General features: G+C 63.7%; 6 protein-coding genes and 1 pseudogene. 4 read left to right on the forward strand and 3 right to left on the reverse strand.

The features are described 5' to 3' along the window. The 4 genes and pseudogenes from E1267_RS45315 to E1267_RS12575 form a co-directional block, all read left to right on the forward strand. Positions 1-128: pseudogene (locus E1267_RS45315) on the forward strand (IS5/IS1182 family transposase); the annotation flags it as partial. A gap of 484 nt (positions 129-612) precedes the next feature. Further along, entirely contained in the window at positions 613-6,204 is a 5,592-nt protein-coding gene (locus E1267_RS12565; protein WP_165959580.1) for a polymorphic toxin-type HINT domain-containing protein, read from the forward strand. A gap of 252 nt (positions 6,205-6,456) precedes the next feature. Next, on the forward strand, positions 6,457-7,350 hold the full coding sequence (locus E1267_RS12570) for an ERCC4 domain-containing protein (RefSeq protein ID WP_220449447.1): 894 nt from the start codon (positions 6,457-6,459) through the stop codon (positions 7,348-7,350). A gap of 715 nt (positions 7,351-8,065) precedes the next feature. Next, positions 8,066-9,295 (forward strand): IS110 family RNA-guided transposase, encoded by a 1,230-nt coding sequence (locus tag E1267_RS12575; RefSeq protein WP_246063808.1) that lies wholly within the window; start codon positions 8,066-8,068, stop codon positions 9,293-9,295. 448 nt (positions 9,296-9,743) lie between these two features. Here the strand turns inward: E1267_RS12575 and E1267_RS12580 are convergent, their stop codons facing one another. The 3 genes from E1267_RS12580 to E1267_RS12590 form a co-directional block, all read right to left on the reverse strand. Continuing rightward, complete coding sequence (locus E1267_RS12580) at positions 9,744-10,349, reverse strand: hypothetical protein (RefSeq protein WP_132332615.1); 606 nt, start codon at positions 10,347-10,349, stop codon at positions 9,744-9,746. 105 nt (positions 10,350-10,454) lie between these two features. Beyond that, on the reverse strand, positions 10,455-15,383 hold the full coding sequence (locus E1267_RS12585; RefSeq protein ID WP_132332616.1) for a LamG-like jellyroll fold domain-containing protein: 4,929 nt from the start codon (positions 15,381-15,383) through the stop codon (positions 10,455-10,457). A gap of 521 nt (positions 15,384-15,904) precedes the next feature. Beyond that, the gene (locus tag E1267_RS12590) at positions 15,905-16,576 is read right to left on the reverse strand and encodes a hypothetical protein (RefSeq protein ID WP_165959582.1); all 672 of its coding nucleotides are present in this window, start codon (positions 16,574-16,576) and stop codon (positions 15,905-15,907) included. Between the last annotated feature and the right edge of the window lie 546 nt (positions 16,577-17,122).

The following is a 17,122-nucleotide window of genomic DNA, read 5'->3' on the forward strand; positions in this document are numbered from 1 at the left end:
GCCCCCGACGTCGTCGACGGGGCAAACTCCACGGCGACAAGGGCTACGGCTACCCCCATCTGCGCACCTTTCTGCGCGTCCGCGGCATCACCCCGCGCATCGCGCGCCGTGGGATCGAGTCCAGCCAAGCCAGGTATGTCCCTCAATGAGCGGTATGTGGCGGCCAAATGGACGGTATACCGGTTGCTGCTCAACGCGTTCCCTGGCCCGCAGCCTGCGTCTTTTCGGTTTGGTCGGAGCAACAGTCGTGGCGAGAGCGTCGCGAAGTGATCCCGCTCCTCAGGTGTGGGTGCTTGATGCTATCCAGCGGCGTTGCTCTCGCGCAGCCCAGTTCGTGTCGTGGGTTAGCCTCCACGGGCATTGTGTACGGGTTTGATCATGTTCGTCGCCCGAGCTCGTAGGGGAAGATCGATGTGACATGAGAGTCGGCTACTCGGCGATCTTTCATGGCTGATGTGTAGCACTCTGGGTTGTGTCGGCTGTTGTGTGTGTACCTGGGTGGGGCCTTGTCGGTGGAGTGCGCCCCGCATCAAAGCTGTATTACGGCACGTCTGGTCGTCCGGGTCTCTGTTCTGCTACAGCCCTGGTCAGACGTGCGCCGCAATTCGATGGGTGATCACGACTTATCGCTATACGGCGGCCGGTGACCTGGCCGAGCAACGCGACCCCGAGGGGTTGAAGGTCGAGCTGGCCTACGACGCGTTAGGCCGGCTGCGCGAGAGCTCGCACGTGTCCGAAGCCCACCCCGACGGGGTGAAGACCGTCCTCACCTACGACGTGCTCGGCCGGCTGGCGACGCAGACCGAGCCGGGCGTGAGGAACGAGGTGTCCGGGGTCACGCACACCAGGCGCACCACGTACGCCTATGACCCGGACGGCTCCAGGCTGCGGGAGACCGTCAGCGACCTGAGCGGCGGCGACGCCGAGCGCGCGACCGTCTACACCTACGACGACCACGGCAGGGTCGAGACGATCACCGACCCTGAGGGCGGTGTGGTGCGCCAGAGCTGGAACACCATCGGCAGGTTGGCCACGGTGACGGATGCCAGGGGCGCGGTGGTCGAGCACGCCTACAGCGAGCGCGGCGAACTGCTCACCCAGACGTTGAAGGGCTGGACCGGCAGCCCGGTCGACCCGCAGCCGGCGACGGACAAGGTGCTGGCGTCGTTCGGCTATGACGCGGCCAGCCGCCTGGTGGCCCAGTCGGACGCGATGGGCCGCAGGACCTCCTTCGAGTATTTCGGCGACAACCTGCTCGCCAAGAAGATCGCCGACAACGTGAAGCTGAACGGCTCCGGCACCGCGCGGGACGTCGAGCTGGAGAGCCACACCTACGATGCGGCGGGCAACCAGATCAAGCTCGTCACCGGTGACGGGAACGCGCAGTCGACGACCGAGTACGTCTACGACGCGGCCGGTTTCCTGACCTCGCAGACGTTCGACCCCGGCGGGCTGGACCGCAGGACCGCGTTCACCTACGACGCCAACGGCAACATCATTAAAACCATTCGCACCGGCGCCGACGGCGACCGTGCCGAGGTCACCGAGCAGGCCTACACCAAGACGAACCTGCCCACCAGGACGACGGTCGAGAACGGCGACGAGGACATCGTCACCACCGTCGACTATGACGATCGTGGTCTGGCCGTGGCCACGACCGAGCCGCGCGGCAACGTGGCGGGTGCTGACGCGGAGGCGTTCACGACCGAGATGCGCTATGACGCGCTCGGCCGGCTCGTGGAGACCACCGGCCCGCAGGTCAAGGTCGACAAGGACGGCGCGGCTGATGACTCGCGGCCTGCGGTGCGTTTCGGTTATGACGCGGTGGGTGCGACGACACATGAGACGGACGCTGAGGGCCGTACTGTCGTCTCGGTTTTCGACAAGGCCGGCCGTCTGACCGGTCAGAAGACGCCCAGCTACACCCCGCCCGGCGGCACCGCGCTCACTCCGACCACCTCGCTCACCTACGACGCGGCCGGGCAGCTCACCTCGACCACCGACCCGCGCGGCCACACCACGACGTTCGACTACGACAAGCTCGGCCGTCAGGTGCGGGTCACCGATCCCGCTCCTGAGGGGCAGCAGGGTGGGACGTGGGTGACGGAGTACGACATGGCGGGGGAGAAGCTCGCCACGGTCGATCCCACCGGGGCGCGTACCGGGGCGACCTACGACGATCTGGGCCGGCAGATCACCGCCACGCAGATCGAGCGCAAGCCGTCCACGGCGTCCTACACCACCACCATGGAGTACGACGACGCGGGCCGGCTGGTCAAGCAGACCGCCCCAGGCGGCAAGGTCACGACATATGGGGTGAACGCGGCCGGTGAGGTCACCTCCGTGACCGACCCGAACAACAACACGACCGGCATGGCCTACGACCTGGCCGGACGGCTGATCAAGACCACCGACCCCAACGGCAACGCGACCACCGCCGGCTATGACCTGGCCGGCCGGCAGATCACCGCCAAAGACCTCGACCGCAGCGGCGGTGTCCTGCGCACCTACCGTTTCGGCCACGACGCCGCAGGCAACAAGACCAGCCTCACCTCCCCCGAGGGCCACGTCACCCAGCAGACCTTCGACGCCCTGGGCCGCCCCACTACCCTCATCGAGCCGGTCTCGGAGGAGGAGTCGATCACCACGAGCCTCGGCTACGATGCGACCGGCGCCCGCACCCGGCTCACCGACGGCCGCGGCAACGCCACCTGGACCACCTACAACAGCCTCGGTTTGGCCGAAACGGTGACCGAACCCGCCACCGCCGCGCATCCGGACGCGGCCGACCGCACCTGGACCCACCTCTACGACGCGGCCGGCAACCCGGTCGCCACCCTCCAGCCCGGCGGCGTCCGCATCGACCGCACCTTCGACCACCTCGGCCGCCTCACCCAAGAGAACGGCGCGGGCGGCGACGCCGCCACCGCCGAGCGCAGCTTCGGCTACGACCTGGCCAACCGCATGACCACCGCCGGCAACCTGACCGTCGACTACAACGACCGCGACCTGCCGTTGACGGTGACGCGCGGCAGCACCCAGGAAACCGCCTACCGCTACGACGCGCTGGGCAACCCCACCCAAAGGGTCGACGCCGCCGGGACGGCGACCTTCACCTGGGACAACGCCAGCCGCCTGAAGACCGCCACCGACCCGGTGACGAACCGCACCCTCACCTACGGCTACGACCCGGCCGGCCGCCTGAAGACCATCACCGCCACCAGCGGTCAGGCCGGCACGCAGAGTTTCGACTACGACGCCATGGACCGCCTCACCGGCCAGACGCTCGAGAACGGCTCCGGCACCCAGCTCGCCACGATCACCTACGGCTGGGACAAAGACGACAACCTCACCACCAAGACGACCACCGGCACGGCAGGAGCAGGCACCAACACCTATGCCTACGACCACGCCGGCCGCCTCACCTCCTGGACCGCCCCCGACGGCGCCACCACCGCCTATGAGTGGGACGCCGCCGGCAACCGCACCAAGGCCGGCGACAAGACCTTCACCTACGACGAACGCAACCGGCTGCTGACCGGCGACGGCAGCACCTACACCTACACCTCGCGCGGCACCCTGGCCACCGAGACCAAGGCTGGCACGACCACCGGCTACACCTTCGACGCCTTCGACCGGCTCATCGCCGACGGCGACAGCGTCTACGCCTACGACGCCCTCGACCGCCTCACCAGCCGCATCCACGGCACCACCAAGCAGACCTTCGCCTACGCAGGGCTCGGCAACGACCTGGCCGCCATCACCGACAGTAGCGGAACAGTCCAGGCCCGCTACGCCCGCGACACCGGCGGCGGCCTGCTCGGCCTCACCGAAGGCACCGGCGCGGCGGTGGCGGCGTTCACCGACCTGCACGGCGACCTGGTGGCCACCTACACCACCACCCTGCAGACCTCCACCGCCTACGACCCGTTCGGCGCCGTCACCGCCCAGACCGGAACCACGACCAATCTCGGCTACCAGGGCGAATACACCGACCCGGACACCGGCAAGGTCAACATGCACGCCCGCTGGTATCAGCCCGGCACCGGCACCTTCACCAGCCGCGACACCATGACCCTGAACCCGAACCCCTCGGTCCAGGCCAACCGCTACACCTACGCCAACGCCTCCCCCCTCACCGGTACCGACCCCACCGGCCACGCCACTGTCAGCACAGGAAGTGGGCACTACACACCAGGTATCGGCTACCAATCAGCCACCGAAATATATGCCCAGCACGGCATTGTCTACGGAGGCGACGAGGGAGGCGAAGGCGGCTATTGCATTGGAAGCTGCGGCATATCCAGAGGCGGCGGACCCATCGGCTGCGACACCTACGGTGGATGCGGCGCGGTTGTCACCAACATGGTTAACGTGATGACCATCGAAGAAATGAAGCGACAGAATGTTCTCCCGAATGGATGGAATCCACCCAATGGATTCTGGAAATCGGATAAAGGTGTCATTCAGGAGTTTATTAGACAGGCATACACGGGCATTCCGCCGAGTGTCCTGTCTGATGCGTGGAAGATACTGTCAAGCGGTATTGGAGCTCCCGGTGCCTCCTCGTCTAAGAGCGGAATTACGTGCTCAAGCTACTATGGGACAGAAGCGTGTAAGGCCATAAAGAAAGCGGCGAAAATCGCCACACGCACCAAGCAATTTTTGAACGAGTGTCTCGGTCCCTTCGGTGGAGGTATAGAGCGCTGCCTCAGATGGCGTGCTGAGCTAGGAATTTCCGACGAAACGTGGAATCGGCTGCGGAAAGAAAGTTGGGATCGGGCAAGGCGAGGGGAAAACATAACCGACGAATTCCTTGACTTCTTCTTCGGTGACGCGGCAGATTGCGCCAATGGAAGTGTCGTCGCCTGTGGGCTCTTCGCCGTGAACTTCATCCCTGGGGCAGGACTCGCAAAGGCTGGAATCAAGGGCCTCGGAAAAATATTCGCCAAAATCTCTTCGAGTGGCGCTAGGGTGGCCAAGGCATGCAGTAGCTTTGCGCCGGGAACGCTGGTGCTGATGGCGGACGGAAGCCGTCAACCAATAGAGGACATACGCGTCGGAGACGAAGTCCTGGCCACCGATCCAGCCACCGGCGAGACGGTAGCCAAGAAGGTCACTGCACTAATCAACAGCACCGGCACCAAGAACCTGATCGAGATCACCATCAGGCCAGAGCGTAAGGGCGAAGCTAATTTTCAGTCGGTGATTGCAACGGCCCAGCATCCCTTCTGGGTCCCTTCTCTGCGGGATTGGGTTGACGCAACGTATCTTAAACCGGGGGCTTGGCTTCGTACCTCCGCTGGGACATGGATCCAAGTCGTCGATGTGAAGCGATGGACAGCATCGCAACAGGTGCACAACTTGTCTGTCGCCGACATCCATACCTATTATGTCTTAGCGGGCGACCAGGCTGTCCTCGTCCATAACGCCAACCCATGCGCGCAAGCTTGGAAAATTACCGCCGAGTTATCAACGAAAATCATGCGTGGAGGCCCTTTTGGTGCTAGGTACTATCAGCAGAAACCGAATCGCAAAGGCGAGATTCTCTGGTGGAGCCCAGACATGAAAGGAGATGGAGGACTGCATGGAAGGTTTATCGCCAGACAAAGAAGGGGCTCGAATGGATTGCCGACGCGGACGTGTATGGCAACTTCTTCACGAGCAAACATAAGGGGGAAGTCGGAAAGATCGTGCCCTGGAGTCAGCTCCACAAATAGGAATAGCAATTTAATTCTCTGGGAGGATGTAATCAACGAGACGAGTAACAAGATTCTGGACTATGCCGAAACGTGTTTTGTTCTCGGTGCTAATGATCCGAATAGGGAAGCTCGCGAGAACCTCGCCACGTTCAGCATGGGGGATGCATCGGAACTCGATGAAGTTGCCGAAGCGATCTTGGCTGCGGGGATTAGGTTGAGAGCTAGGTTCGCGACGTCTAGAACTCCCATTACGTTCTATGTTTGGTACGATGAGCAGGCCGGTCAATTGCGACTTTCAGTTGTTTCCACTGGAGTGGATGAGCTCCCCTTCAGGGGAAAGTACCGTATCGTTCATGAACTTGATTCAATTATAGAGTGCATCAAGTCGGATGCGGCTCCTGGCTTCATCTCATGGAATGATCTGGAAGAAGTTGGGGGAGATGACGATGAGGTGGATATAGTCCCTCCTCCTTTTCCGGTTTTTGTTGTGCCGATAGTATGACAATCGGATGGTCGAAGGAATTGAGCAAGCTTTTTTGTGAAATGTGACTATCGCGTGGACACCTTGCGATCACTCACCTCGTCGATAACCGGGATAGCGAGTGCGGTCGCTTGCCATGCGGCTTTGCGTCGACTCGTCGTCCGACCGCACACCTCGAGAATCTTGGTTACGTTGAAGGTTCCCACCGGGAGATCCATATCGGTGCTCTACTGTTATCCGGTCGGGTCGGAGGAGTGGCCGGCTGAGCCTGAGGTGGTTGAGCGGGTGGCGGTCCGGTCGCGTGTGCGGCGGGGTGCGGCGATCGATCTGGTGCTGGATCGGGCGCGGGAGAACCGGTCGCAGATTGTTTTCACCAAGGCGCGTGGCCGGGATGCGGTGTTCTGGCAGACGGCGCGGGTGCGCAGGCAGGCTCGTCCGAAGGTGACAACTCCCACCGCGCGCGCTTGTGGGGTCGCGGCTCTGCCGGTCGTCGTGGACAGCGGGGAGCGGTACGCCTACAAGTTCCCTCGCCAGCAGGTGGAGCTGGTCAGGCGGCGGTTGCCGTGCGGTGATTACGGTGTCGAGGTCGCCGGGACGTTGCACGCGGCAGTGGAGCGCAAGAGCCTGGCCGACTTGGTGGGTTCTCTGCTGAACAGTCGGTTGAAGTATCAGCTGACGGAGCTGGCTGGCCTTGCGCATGCCGCGGCGGTGGTGGAGGAGCGCTACAGCCAGGTGTTCAAGCTGGAACACGAGCGCCCGGCGGTAGTGGCCGATGGAATTGCGGAGTTGCAGGTGGCCTTTCCCGGGGTGCGGATCGTGTTCTGCGAGAGCCGGCAGTTGGCCGAGAAGTGGACCTACCGGTTCCTGGCCGCCGCCTACGCGGCCGCGGACCACTCGGCCGAGGCGGCGCGGGTCGTGTCGACGATGGACGAGCCCGCGACGATGCCGGAGCCCAGCACGGCCGAGGTCCGTGCCTGGGCTCGCGAGAACGGTCTGGAGGTGCCGACTAAGGGGCGGCTTCATCCGCAGGTCTGGGAAAGCGTACCGGCGCCCACACGTGAAGCACCCGGAAGGTCTGGCGCTGGGGGAGGGGGTGTGGCATCGACATGCCGGGCGACGTCATTCTTGCCGGCGACGGGTGCGGACGGACTTCGCCTGGAGGGATGACGCTCCGCTTTAGGCATGTATTCGGCATGATCAACGGCTATGTTCGTCGCATGCCGAGCCGTCGTAGCGGGTTGCGAGAGGCCTGAGGGCTCAGAATCGGGGCCTGACCTGGTGATACACCGCCAAGATCATCCCAACTATGTCCCCTGATCATGGTCCTACGGTTGCGTTCGTGCGCTCTCGGCTGCCTATCAAGGTCCACCAAGCAAATGACCTGCGGCCGTAAAACTGCAGGTCAGGGGCTAAAAAGGCCTGGTCGGATGCGTGCCCCCGGCAGGATTCGAACCTAATGACTGTGTACGACCCCGGGTTCGCTGGCTCGGGTACTCGCCCTGAAGCCTAGATTCGAATCGGAGCTTGACTTCTGACCGCAGGCCGTGCGTGATGGGCGGGCCTTGGTGGGTGGCGATCGACGGGAACAGAGCAAGGCCTGAGTTGATATCGGGCCTGGAGCTTTGGCTGGCTGAGGCAGCGTACGTCGGTCCTGCTCGATGGTCACCCACCAGTACTTTTCGCGAAGATCGTGGTGTGAGCCAGTCGCAGGAGACACCGCTGTTGTCCACCCGGGCCGTCGAGCCCTTGCGCAGCATGCGGGCCTGCGGCGGGCTGGGGTCACGAACTGCTGATCGGATGTCGAGCCGTCGAGCTCTCTCGTTAGGGCGTGGCGTGCCCCTGCATGGCTCATCTGCCGCTACGACCGACAAAAGGGAGGGACATGGTGCCGCTGACGTGCGGGATCGACTGGGCGGAGAAGTACCACGACGTCGCCTTGGTCGACCAGCCTGGAAGGCTGGTGGCCAAACGACGCATCAGTGACGACGTCCACGGATGGCGGACGCTGGTGGATTTGCTGGCCGAACACGGAGACTGCCCCGGCGAGCAGATCCCGGTGGCGATCGAGACCAGTCGCGGCCTGCTGGTGTCCTGCCTGCGCGCCACCGGCCGCAAGGTGTATGCGATCAACCCGCTGGCCGTGGCCCGCTACCGCGAACGACACACCGTGGCCCGGGCCAAGTCCGACCACGCCGACGCCATGACTCCGGCCAACATCCTGCGTGTCGATGCCGACCACCACCGGCCACTGCCGGCCGATTCCGAGCTGGTACAGGCGATCGCGGTGCTGGCCCGGGCGCAGCAGGATGCGGTCTGGAACCGGCAGCAGCTGGCCAACCAGCTGCGCTCGCTGTTGCGCGAGTACTTCCCGGCGGCGCTGACCGCCTTCCACGTCAAGAACATCGGCCTGACCTCCCGCGAGGCCCGCGCCGTCCTGCAAGCGGCGCCCACCCCGGCTGCGGCCGCCAAGCTCACCACCCGCCGCCTGCACGACCTGCTGCGCTCATCCGGACGCCGGCGCAACATCGGTACCTGGGCCGAACGGCTGCAGACGTTGTTCCGCGGGGAACACCTGCATCAGCTCCCTCTGGTCGAAGAAGCGCTCGGCCGTCAGGCTCAAGCCCTGCTCCTGCAGCTTTACGCGGCCTGCCGCGCCGCCGACGAACTCTCCGAAGCCACCAGCGAAGCCTTCCACCAGCACCCGGACGCGGCTGTCGTCACCAGCTTCCCGGGCCTGGCCGATCTCACCGGTGCCCGCGTGCTCGCTGAGCTCGGCGACGACCGCGCCCGCTTCACCGACGCCCGCGCGCTGAAGGCCTACGCCGGCGCAGCGCCGATCACCCGCGCCTCGGGCAAGAGCCTGGTCGTTCATCATCGCAAGGTGAAGAATCAGCGGCTGGCCGCCGCCGGCTACGTCTGGGCTTTCGCCTCTCTACGAGCACCAGGCCCCAGAGCCCACTACGACCGGCGACGCACCGAGGGAGATCGCCACTCCAGCGCGCTCCGTAACACCTTCAACCGCCTGCTCGGCTGCCTTCACCACTGTCTGCAAGAAGGCATGATCTACAACGAGCACGTCGCCTTCCCACCGCGATCGAAAGCTACGGCTTGACAATTTAGGCAGATTCGGATGTCTGCGGCACCCGCTTCAGGAGAGCTCGAGCCATACGGAGGCCGCTATGTCTACTGATGGGTGGTATGTGATTGCCGCTGAATGTGCCTCGGTTCCTCGACAATGATCTCCCGCCGCCCATCACTCGACTTCTGTTTTACCTGCTCAGAGCGACATTCGCCGCGAGCGTCTCGCAAGGTGTTCCCGCTCTTCAGGTGCGGATGCTTCGACTCACTTGGATGGCGCACGGCCGGCATGAGCATGCGTGGCGGCTGCCGTCGCTCATGCGATCCCAGCTCGATCGTTTCGCCATCGACCGATCTGCTCCGTAGTCGTGTTTGTACGCCGTCCCAGGTAGTCGATGCGCTCAGGTTGCCCGCCGCTCATACTGGTCCCGTGCCGAACAGGGGCGATGAGTTCCCACGTGGTGGTTCGAGTGGCTCGGTCGCTACACGATAGGACGATGTGGATCGACTGGCACGATTAGACGCGGCCTTGCGAGTAAGGCCTCGTTGAAGCGAACTCCGCTTTCATGCTCAATGATGGCCAAAAAGATGGCGGTTGCGTCTCTTTCTAGCTCTCTGTCGTCATATAAAGATGCAAGGAGTGAGGCGTATGGAGTTAGAGGGCCGAGGAACTCTGTCCAGGGAGTGGACGGATTGGCGAGGGGTTCGGGACACTGTACCTCCCCTTCGGCGTCTCCGTAGCGCACATACAGGGTGCCATTGCCCTCGACGTCCTGGGCTATGTACCAGTGCCTGAGTCCTTGGCCGGCCAGTCGATCGGTCACCTCTTTACGGTCGGGGTCCGGGTTGATTCCGTCTAGTGTGACGATTCCGTTGTCGATAGCTATCAGCATGAGGTCCTCATCGCCATCGGTGTCATAGGGACCTGGAGGGCCGGCAGGCTGCGTAAGAGGGGCCGATCGTAGGCGGCGGATGGCTTCCGCCGATGTCAGTTGGCCGGAGTCGGGGATGGTTAGCGTATATGCGAAAATGTCGAGAGTCAATGTTCTTAGCGTCTCGACATATTCTTCGATCATCGTTTCCAGCATGCATATCTCCTGTAAGCCGGCGTCCCCCGGGATGAACGATGTCCGCTCATCCCGGGGCGGTTACGGTGTCGAACTATCGCGAATCATGCCTGGATATGCGCGCTTCTACCAATTCCTATACCCTGGCACAATTGCTTTCACTAAGAAGTGATCGTACGCTTTAGTACGTTTATCTCCGTCCACACCGAGGATGCGCTGTGAGCCGTAGTACTTGCCGATGTTCTTGCTGTCCTCGTTGTTGTGCTTGTGGTAGACGGGTCTAACGGAGAATTGTCGAAAATTTGAATCCTTCCCGTTGTTGGCTCCGGTCCACGACCCCTGCATGGTGGACTGAAATGGATACTCGTCACATTCATACAGTCTGTGAGAATTTTTCTTCCCCAGCACTGGGTCTGTGTCGTCGTACTCCTTGAAAAGGCTCCGGCAGAGTGCTCTCGACTTGTCGTTGTTTCCTTTCTTCCAGTTATTATTGACATTTCGTGTCAGATGTCCGGTGGTAGGGGTGCCTGGCATCGCCTTGCTGGCGGCCTTCGGATAAGTGAGGATGGACGCCTGTAACGCGGTCCAAATATGGCCTGGAACGCTTCGGTAGGCCGTGAGGACGTTACCCTCGTCCTCGTGGGGTTTTCCCGGACGTGTCTCAGTCGTCTCGTAAGTCGTTTGCGCATACGGCATGATGCAGCCGGTACCGTAGGACTTCACGATGTACGAAGCGGAATCGCATCGGACGGTGGGCACACCCTCCGCGTAGATATACCTCGGCTTCTCCGAAGGTACTGCCGGGTACCAGTGTTTGTAGTAGAACCTGGGGTAACAGAACGCAACGAGGTCTTCACCGGCAAGGCCGGGATCTGTCTCTTTGGATACGACGGCGAACTCGGCGACCTTGCCGTCACGCCACTGCTGCCAACTGCCCTCTACGTAAGCCGAGTCCATATGACAGTCGGAGTTCTCGGAGTTCTTCACGCCGAATGCGAGCCACGCCCAATTCCTTGAGGCGCCGTGCGCTTCCACGTCATACAGTTTGATTGACCAACGGGAGATACGATCCCTCTGGGCCCCCGTCTTCTTGCCGTTGTTGAAAGCGCGTCCGACGATCACCGCTTTGGCGAAGACGCCTCGGTCTATTTCGGGGTTGCCTTCAGGGAGCTTGAAGTTGCCGACCGCAATTGTCTGGACGGAGCAGTAGGTCTGCCGGTTGAGCGTGAACCCGGGATCGTCGTACGCCCCAGGAGTATCGAGGCATTTCCGGAAGAGCGGGTCATCGTCGGCCAGGGCACGCGCTGCAGATGTCGGTGTCGCAGCTGCCGGCTCCTCCTGTTTGATGGTGAGATCCTGCCAGCCCGTCCAGGTCCCCGTGGTTCCGGAACCGGTGAGGCGCGCTCGCCACCTTACGTTCTCGCCAGGCCGCAACTTCCCCTTGGGAACCTGCAACGTCACCCGGGAGTCTCCGTGATCGGCGGTGGCCTGGCCGGACCAGATCAGCTGCTTGTCCGAGACCACCTTGCCCGCCTTGACAGACTTAGAGGGTTTGCGGGCGACCTCCGTCTCCACCCTCGCCTCGCCGTCGCGCCCGGCAGACAGCCACGCGGTCAGGCGGGGTGTGCGGGTAGGAGCGACGGTGACGCCGTCCACGCTGCGGCTGTCACCGACCGCAAGCTTTCGGACCCCGACAGGCGAGTTCTTTCGCGCCCGCTGGGTCGCCACCCCCGTTTCCGCAGCACCGACATGGGTATTCATGTCAATTTGGATCTCGGCCGCGGTCTGGGCGCGGTTGTAGATTCGCACGTCGTCGATGAGGCCGCTGAAGAATTCATCCCTCCAAACGCTGTTGCCGCCCAGGCGCAATGCGCCGCCGTCGTCGACGAGGTCGCCGTCGATCGGTTCCTGGTCGATCTGTGTGCCGTTGACGTACAGAGTGGCCATGCTGCCGTTGTAGGTGACGGCCAGGTGACTCCACTGGTTCAGCGGCAGTGGGCTGCCGTTGGACACCCCCCGCGGCCCGTCAGCGGTTTGCAGCCAGCCTAAGGGGAGCAACTCGTCGGCGGAGGAGTACAGGCCGTAGGAGCCGCTGTCGGCGGTTTCCTTCATCAGCACCGTGTGCCAGTGGTCCGCCGTCGCCGGCTGTACCCATGCCGAAAGCGTCAGCGTGTTCGTCAGGCGCAGTGATTCGGCGTGTGGAACGGTGACCCAGCTGGAGGAGCCGTTGAAGGACAGGGCTTTACCATGCTTGCCGGTCGTCCAACTGGTGTCGGTCGCCGCTCCGGTGTTGTTCTGTCCGGACGAGTCCCCGACGCTGGTGCCCGTGCCCTCTTCCATGCCGTAGGCCGCCACCAGTCCCGGCACCGGATTGGGCGTGGGATCGGGTGTCGGCGTGGGATCCGGTGTAGGGGTCGGGTCCGGATTCGGGGTGGTGGAGCCGACGGGGGTGTTCATGTCGGCCTGGATCTCCGTTACGGCCTGGGCGCGGTTGTAGACGCGCACCTCGTCGATCAGGCCGTCGAAGTACTCGCCGAAGACGGAGTTGCCACCGATATGCAGCAGGCCGCCGTCGTCGTGGAGGCCGCCGCTCATACGGGTCTCATTGACCGGCTGACCGTTGACGAACAGCCGCAGGGCGGCACCGTCGTAGGTGACCGCCAGGTGGCTCCAGCTGTTGACCGGCAACGGCTCGAAGCCATCAACGTACGACGATTCGTCGGGAGAGGTTTGCACCCAGCCACCCGGAGCTGACAGGTCAGTGGCGGCGTACATTGTGTACGAGATGCCCCCGGCGCTCAGCTCCTTGCCCACCACGCTGCTCCAGTCAGCCACTGAAGCCGGGTTAACCCAGGCCGACAGAGTCATCCCAGTTGCCAGACGCAGCGACGCGGCATCCCCGACGGTGACCACGCTGGAAGAGCCGTCAAACGACAGAGCCTTGCCGTATTTGCCATTCGCCCAGGTGGTGCCGCTGCCCGCGCCAGTGTTGTTCTGCCCGGAAGAGTCCCCGACGCTGGTGCCCGAGCCCTCGTTCATGCCATAGGCCGCGACCAGCCCCGGCACCGGCGCATTTCCTCCCACGGTCGTAAACGTGGCAGAAAAGTCACGCATGACGTTTCCGACGGCATCTTTGGCCGCCTTGACCTCGATGCGGTATCGCTCAGCTTCCTTCAGGGCTTGCTCGGGCTTGAGCACCCAGCCCTGATCGCTCGGTTCGATCTCCTCCGTATCAGGATCGTCCCCAATGGGCGTCGCGTTGAAGGCAACATCGGTTCCCGCCGCATCCTTCAAAGCGAAAGTCTGGTCTGTTACCGATTCGGTGAACGCGACGCGGATCTCCTCGTCGAGAGCGACGCCGGTGTCACCGTCGGCTGGCTTCGTCATCACCTCAGGAGCCAGCGTGTCCGCAGTGGGAGGATCCTCCGGGGCATCGACGCTGCCGCCTTCCTCCCGGACGAACTCTTCCAACTCCTCCTCGGTCATGTCTTCCGGCATCGGGAGATCGTCCGGGTTGACGGTGACAGACTGAGTGGAGTTCAGCGTTTCTTGACGCGTCTCTTCATGGCTCGGATCAAGACCAGGCGGGCTGCCGTCCTCGCTCTCCCGGGACCGCTGCTCTGCCAGGTCTTGTGGCGTAGTCCCCCAGTCGCCGTACTGGAATGTGGCCACCTCCACCGTGGCAACGGGCTCGTACTCGATAAAGAGGACGGGGCCGCGAGAAGTGAAGGGGTAGGTGTCGTAGCCGCCGTACTCGTCGGAGCGGTAGGAGCGCCAGTTCTGGGAGACGGTTTCGGTGGGGGAGGTGAGCCGGACGCCTTCGTCGGGCTCACCGGCCACCCACTCGCGCACCATGTCTTCGATGGAGTAGTACAGCTCGCCTTCCCCTTCGGGGCAGGGGATGGTCGCGCTGTAGGCGCCTCTGTTGCCGACCTGGCCGTTCACGGTGATGTCCGGTTGGTTGTTCCAGGTCAGCGTGCTGACGGTCCAGGGATCGGTGATGCGGTGTGCGACGATGCCGGGGTTGTCGTCGCTGCAGGTGTGGGAGTTGTAGTTGTGCAGGCGCAGGTCGGCGTTGGTGATCGTGGCGCCCATGAGTGGTGTGTCATGGATGTTGAAGCGGATGTAGGCGCGGTGGGTGCGGGTCCCGCTGTGTGAGCGGCCGGCGGTCAGGGACTCCAGCAGGGCGTTGTCGTCGCCGTTGGGAAGTACGTTGCTGACGTGGGTGTCGCCGGCGATGCCGGTGCCCTCCCAGATTTCCGAGGCGGCGGTGACCGTGACCGGGTAGGTGACGGCTGGGTCGGTGAGGAAGTCGGCCTTGGCGGTGAGAATCACGCTGTCGCCGTCGATTGCGGCTTTCGCCTGGCTGATGTGTCCCTGGTCGGGGCTGGCCATAGCGGCGGCGTCCAGCATGGGAGCTGCTGTGAGGTCGTCGACCTCTTTGCCTTTGGCGTTGAGTACGCCGGGGGTCTTGTCCGGGCCCTTGCCGAGTTTGTGGCCGTCGGGCAGGCGCATGGGCACGCGTAGTTTGAGGTCCTTGGCCGGCCGCTGGCGGATGACGACATCGTGGCGGAAGCCGCTCGGGGTGACGGTGACCACCAAGTCAGTGCCGGGGCCGTAGGCGTCGGGGTAGGTGGCGCTGTTGTTCTTGACCACCGGTTCGGGCAGCCTGTCGGGTGCGGCGATGGCCGCTTTACCTTGGGCGCTGGTGTAGGTGACGGCGTCGGTGTTGCCGCCCGTTGACAGGGTGAGCTCGCCCAGGCTGGACTTGGGCTGGAGGACGCCGTCTTCTTCGATCAGCCGGGTGTCGATCGGCTGCCAGGCGCCGTCCTTCTTGACCCGGATCGGTGTACTGGACAGCTCAACACGTATGGTCTTGCCGTCAGGGTTGGCGAAGTAGGTACCCGTTTCCGAGCGCAGCGCCTCGATCTCGACGCGCTTGTTGTCCTTCTTGGCCTGTGCCAGCGCGGCCCCTGCCGGGGTGCTGGTGTTGGCTGGTGGAGTCGTGGCGGCGGGGGATGGCGTGGGGCCCTGGGCGATCGCGGGTGCGCTCATAAGTGAAAGCGGCAGTGTGAGGACGGCGATCAGAGCGGCGCGGCGGCGCGTCCGGGCAGATAAGCCAGACGCTAATCGTGATGTGTTCACTCCAGCCTTTCGAACAGAGGTAGCAAAACGGAGTGATCACCACACGGGCAGGAACTAAAAGTAAAGATCGTTTTCAGTAACGGGAAAGACTTGCTCCGTAACAGCGCAACCGCCCTCTCCTGCGGGTCGGCACTCGGACCTGCACAGGCCTTACGTCAGATGTATCAAGCCCCTCCTGGTGTAAGCCTGTCCTCGCTCGAATCCGGGGGGCCTTCCGGAGACTGACCATTTGCCCTCGGATCAGGCATAGTTATCGACTCTCGCCGGGTGCTCACTGCCGTCCACGTCATCATGCACCGCGACGCCATACGGGAGCCACGCGGCACCGTTGGTGGGATCACGCCTATCGACGGTCTCGCCGCGTCAAGACGGCTAATGGGGGGAAAGCTCGATATCGCCCGCGTTTGCCCATCGACAGGGTCTGCGAGGAGTTATAGATCGGAAGCCTGCGGGCGGCCGACGCGGGCGGCATGGAGCGGCTGGTCTCGCGTAACAGTCGCTTGCTCACTGACGCCGTGCAGGCGCCAGCGGACTTTCCGCCCGTCGGTGAGCGTGCCCGCGGGAACGGCGACGCTCGCCCCCGTGCCGAAGGCGATGTTGTCCACGGCGCCGGCCCAGATCGGTCCGCTGCCCTGCCCATCGAGTGCGGACGGTTCGTGCTCGATCTCGGCTTCTACGCGCAGCGCCTGGCCGGTCGGATGGGTGAGGGTGGCCTGCAGCGTGGGGGCGACCGTGTCGGCCACCCCCACGACGTCCACCACCTTCGACGGGGCGATGGTCAGGCCGGTGGCGGTGGGCTTGGGCAGGCTGACGGTGAAGGACCGCCAGGCCGACCAAGCGGATGTGGCGGTGGGTGAGACCGCGCCGGATCGCCAGCGCACCTTCCAGCCATCGTTCAGCGTGTCCGCCGGAACGGTGATGCTCGCCTGGGTGCCGTCGGGACCTTCATGTGCCACCGACCGCCATCCTCGGTGGCGCAGCGTACCGTCGCCGGCCAGGACGACGGGATCCCGCTTCGGATGCTCGGCCAGCGCAGCCATGACCTGAGACAGCGATCTTCTTCGCTGGCGTTTTCGGCCGCCGAGTTGAACTATCGCCAGCAATTAGCGCATCCTGCTCTTCCTTGCCGCGTCCCTCGGAGCAGAAGTCCACCCGCCCGGCGGAAACGCGTTTCTGAACGGGCATGCGTGGCACGTCGACGCGGTGTTGGCCTCCGCAGCTCGACGGCAGGTGGGCGGCCAACTGGTCACCGTACTCAGTGCGTGGCGGCATCGTGCCTGGGTAGTGGTGGCGACGGGGGGTTCCGGCTGAGCGGAGCCGCAGCAGGCGCGCCACCACCGCCAAGCCGCGGTGGGGCGCGGCGATGTTGATCGGCAGGCGGTTGATCAGTCGCCAAGGCTGCGGCGGCACGTTGGAAGCGGTGTCGCTGGATTGGACCCATGAAGGGGGCGTTCCTTCTGGAAGGCGAAGGCCTATGAGGGGTGGCCGAGTCCGGCCTCTGCTGAAGTGGTCACGCTCGGGTGTGCGCACGTGTATGGCACGATCTACGGCCGTGTTGGTCCTGGGCTTGGGCATCGTGGTGGGTTGCCGGAGACCTGAATGGCCCAGAAACGGGAGTTGACCTGGGAAAACGCCGCCAAGATCATCCC

Origin of the sequence: Nonomuraea longispora, assembly GCF_004348345.1 — a bacterium.
Lineage (GTDB): Bacteria > Actinomycetota > Actinomycetes > Streptosporangiales > Streptosporangiaceae > Nonomuraea > Nonomuraea longispora.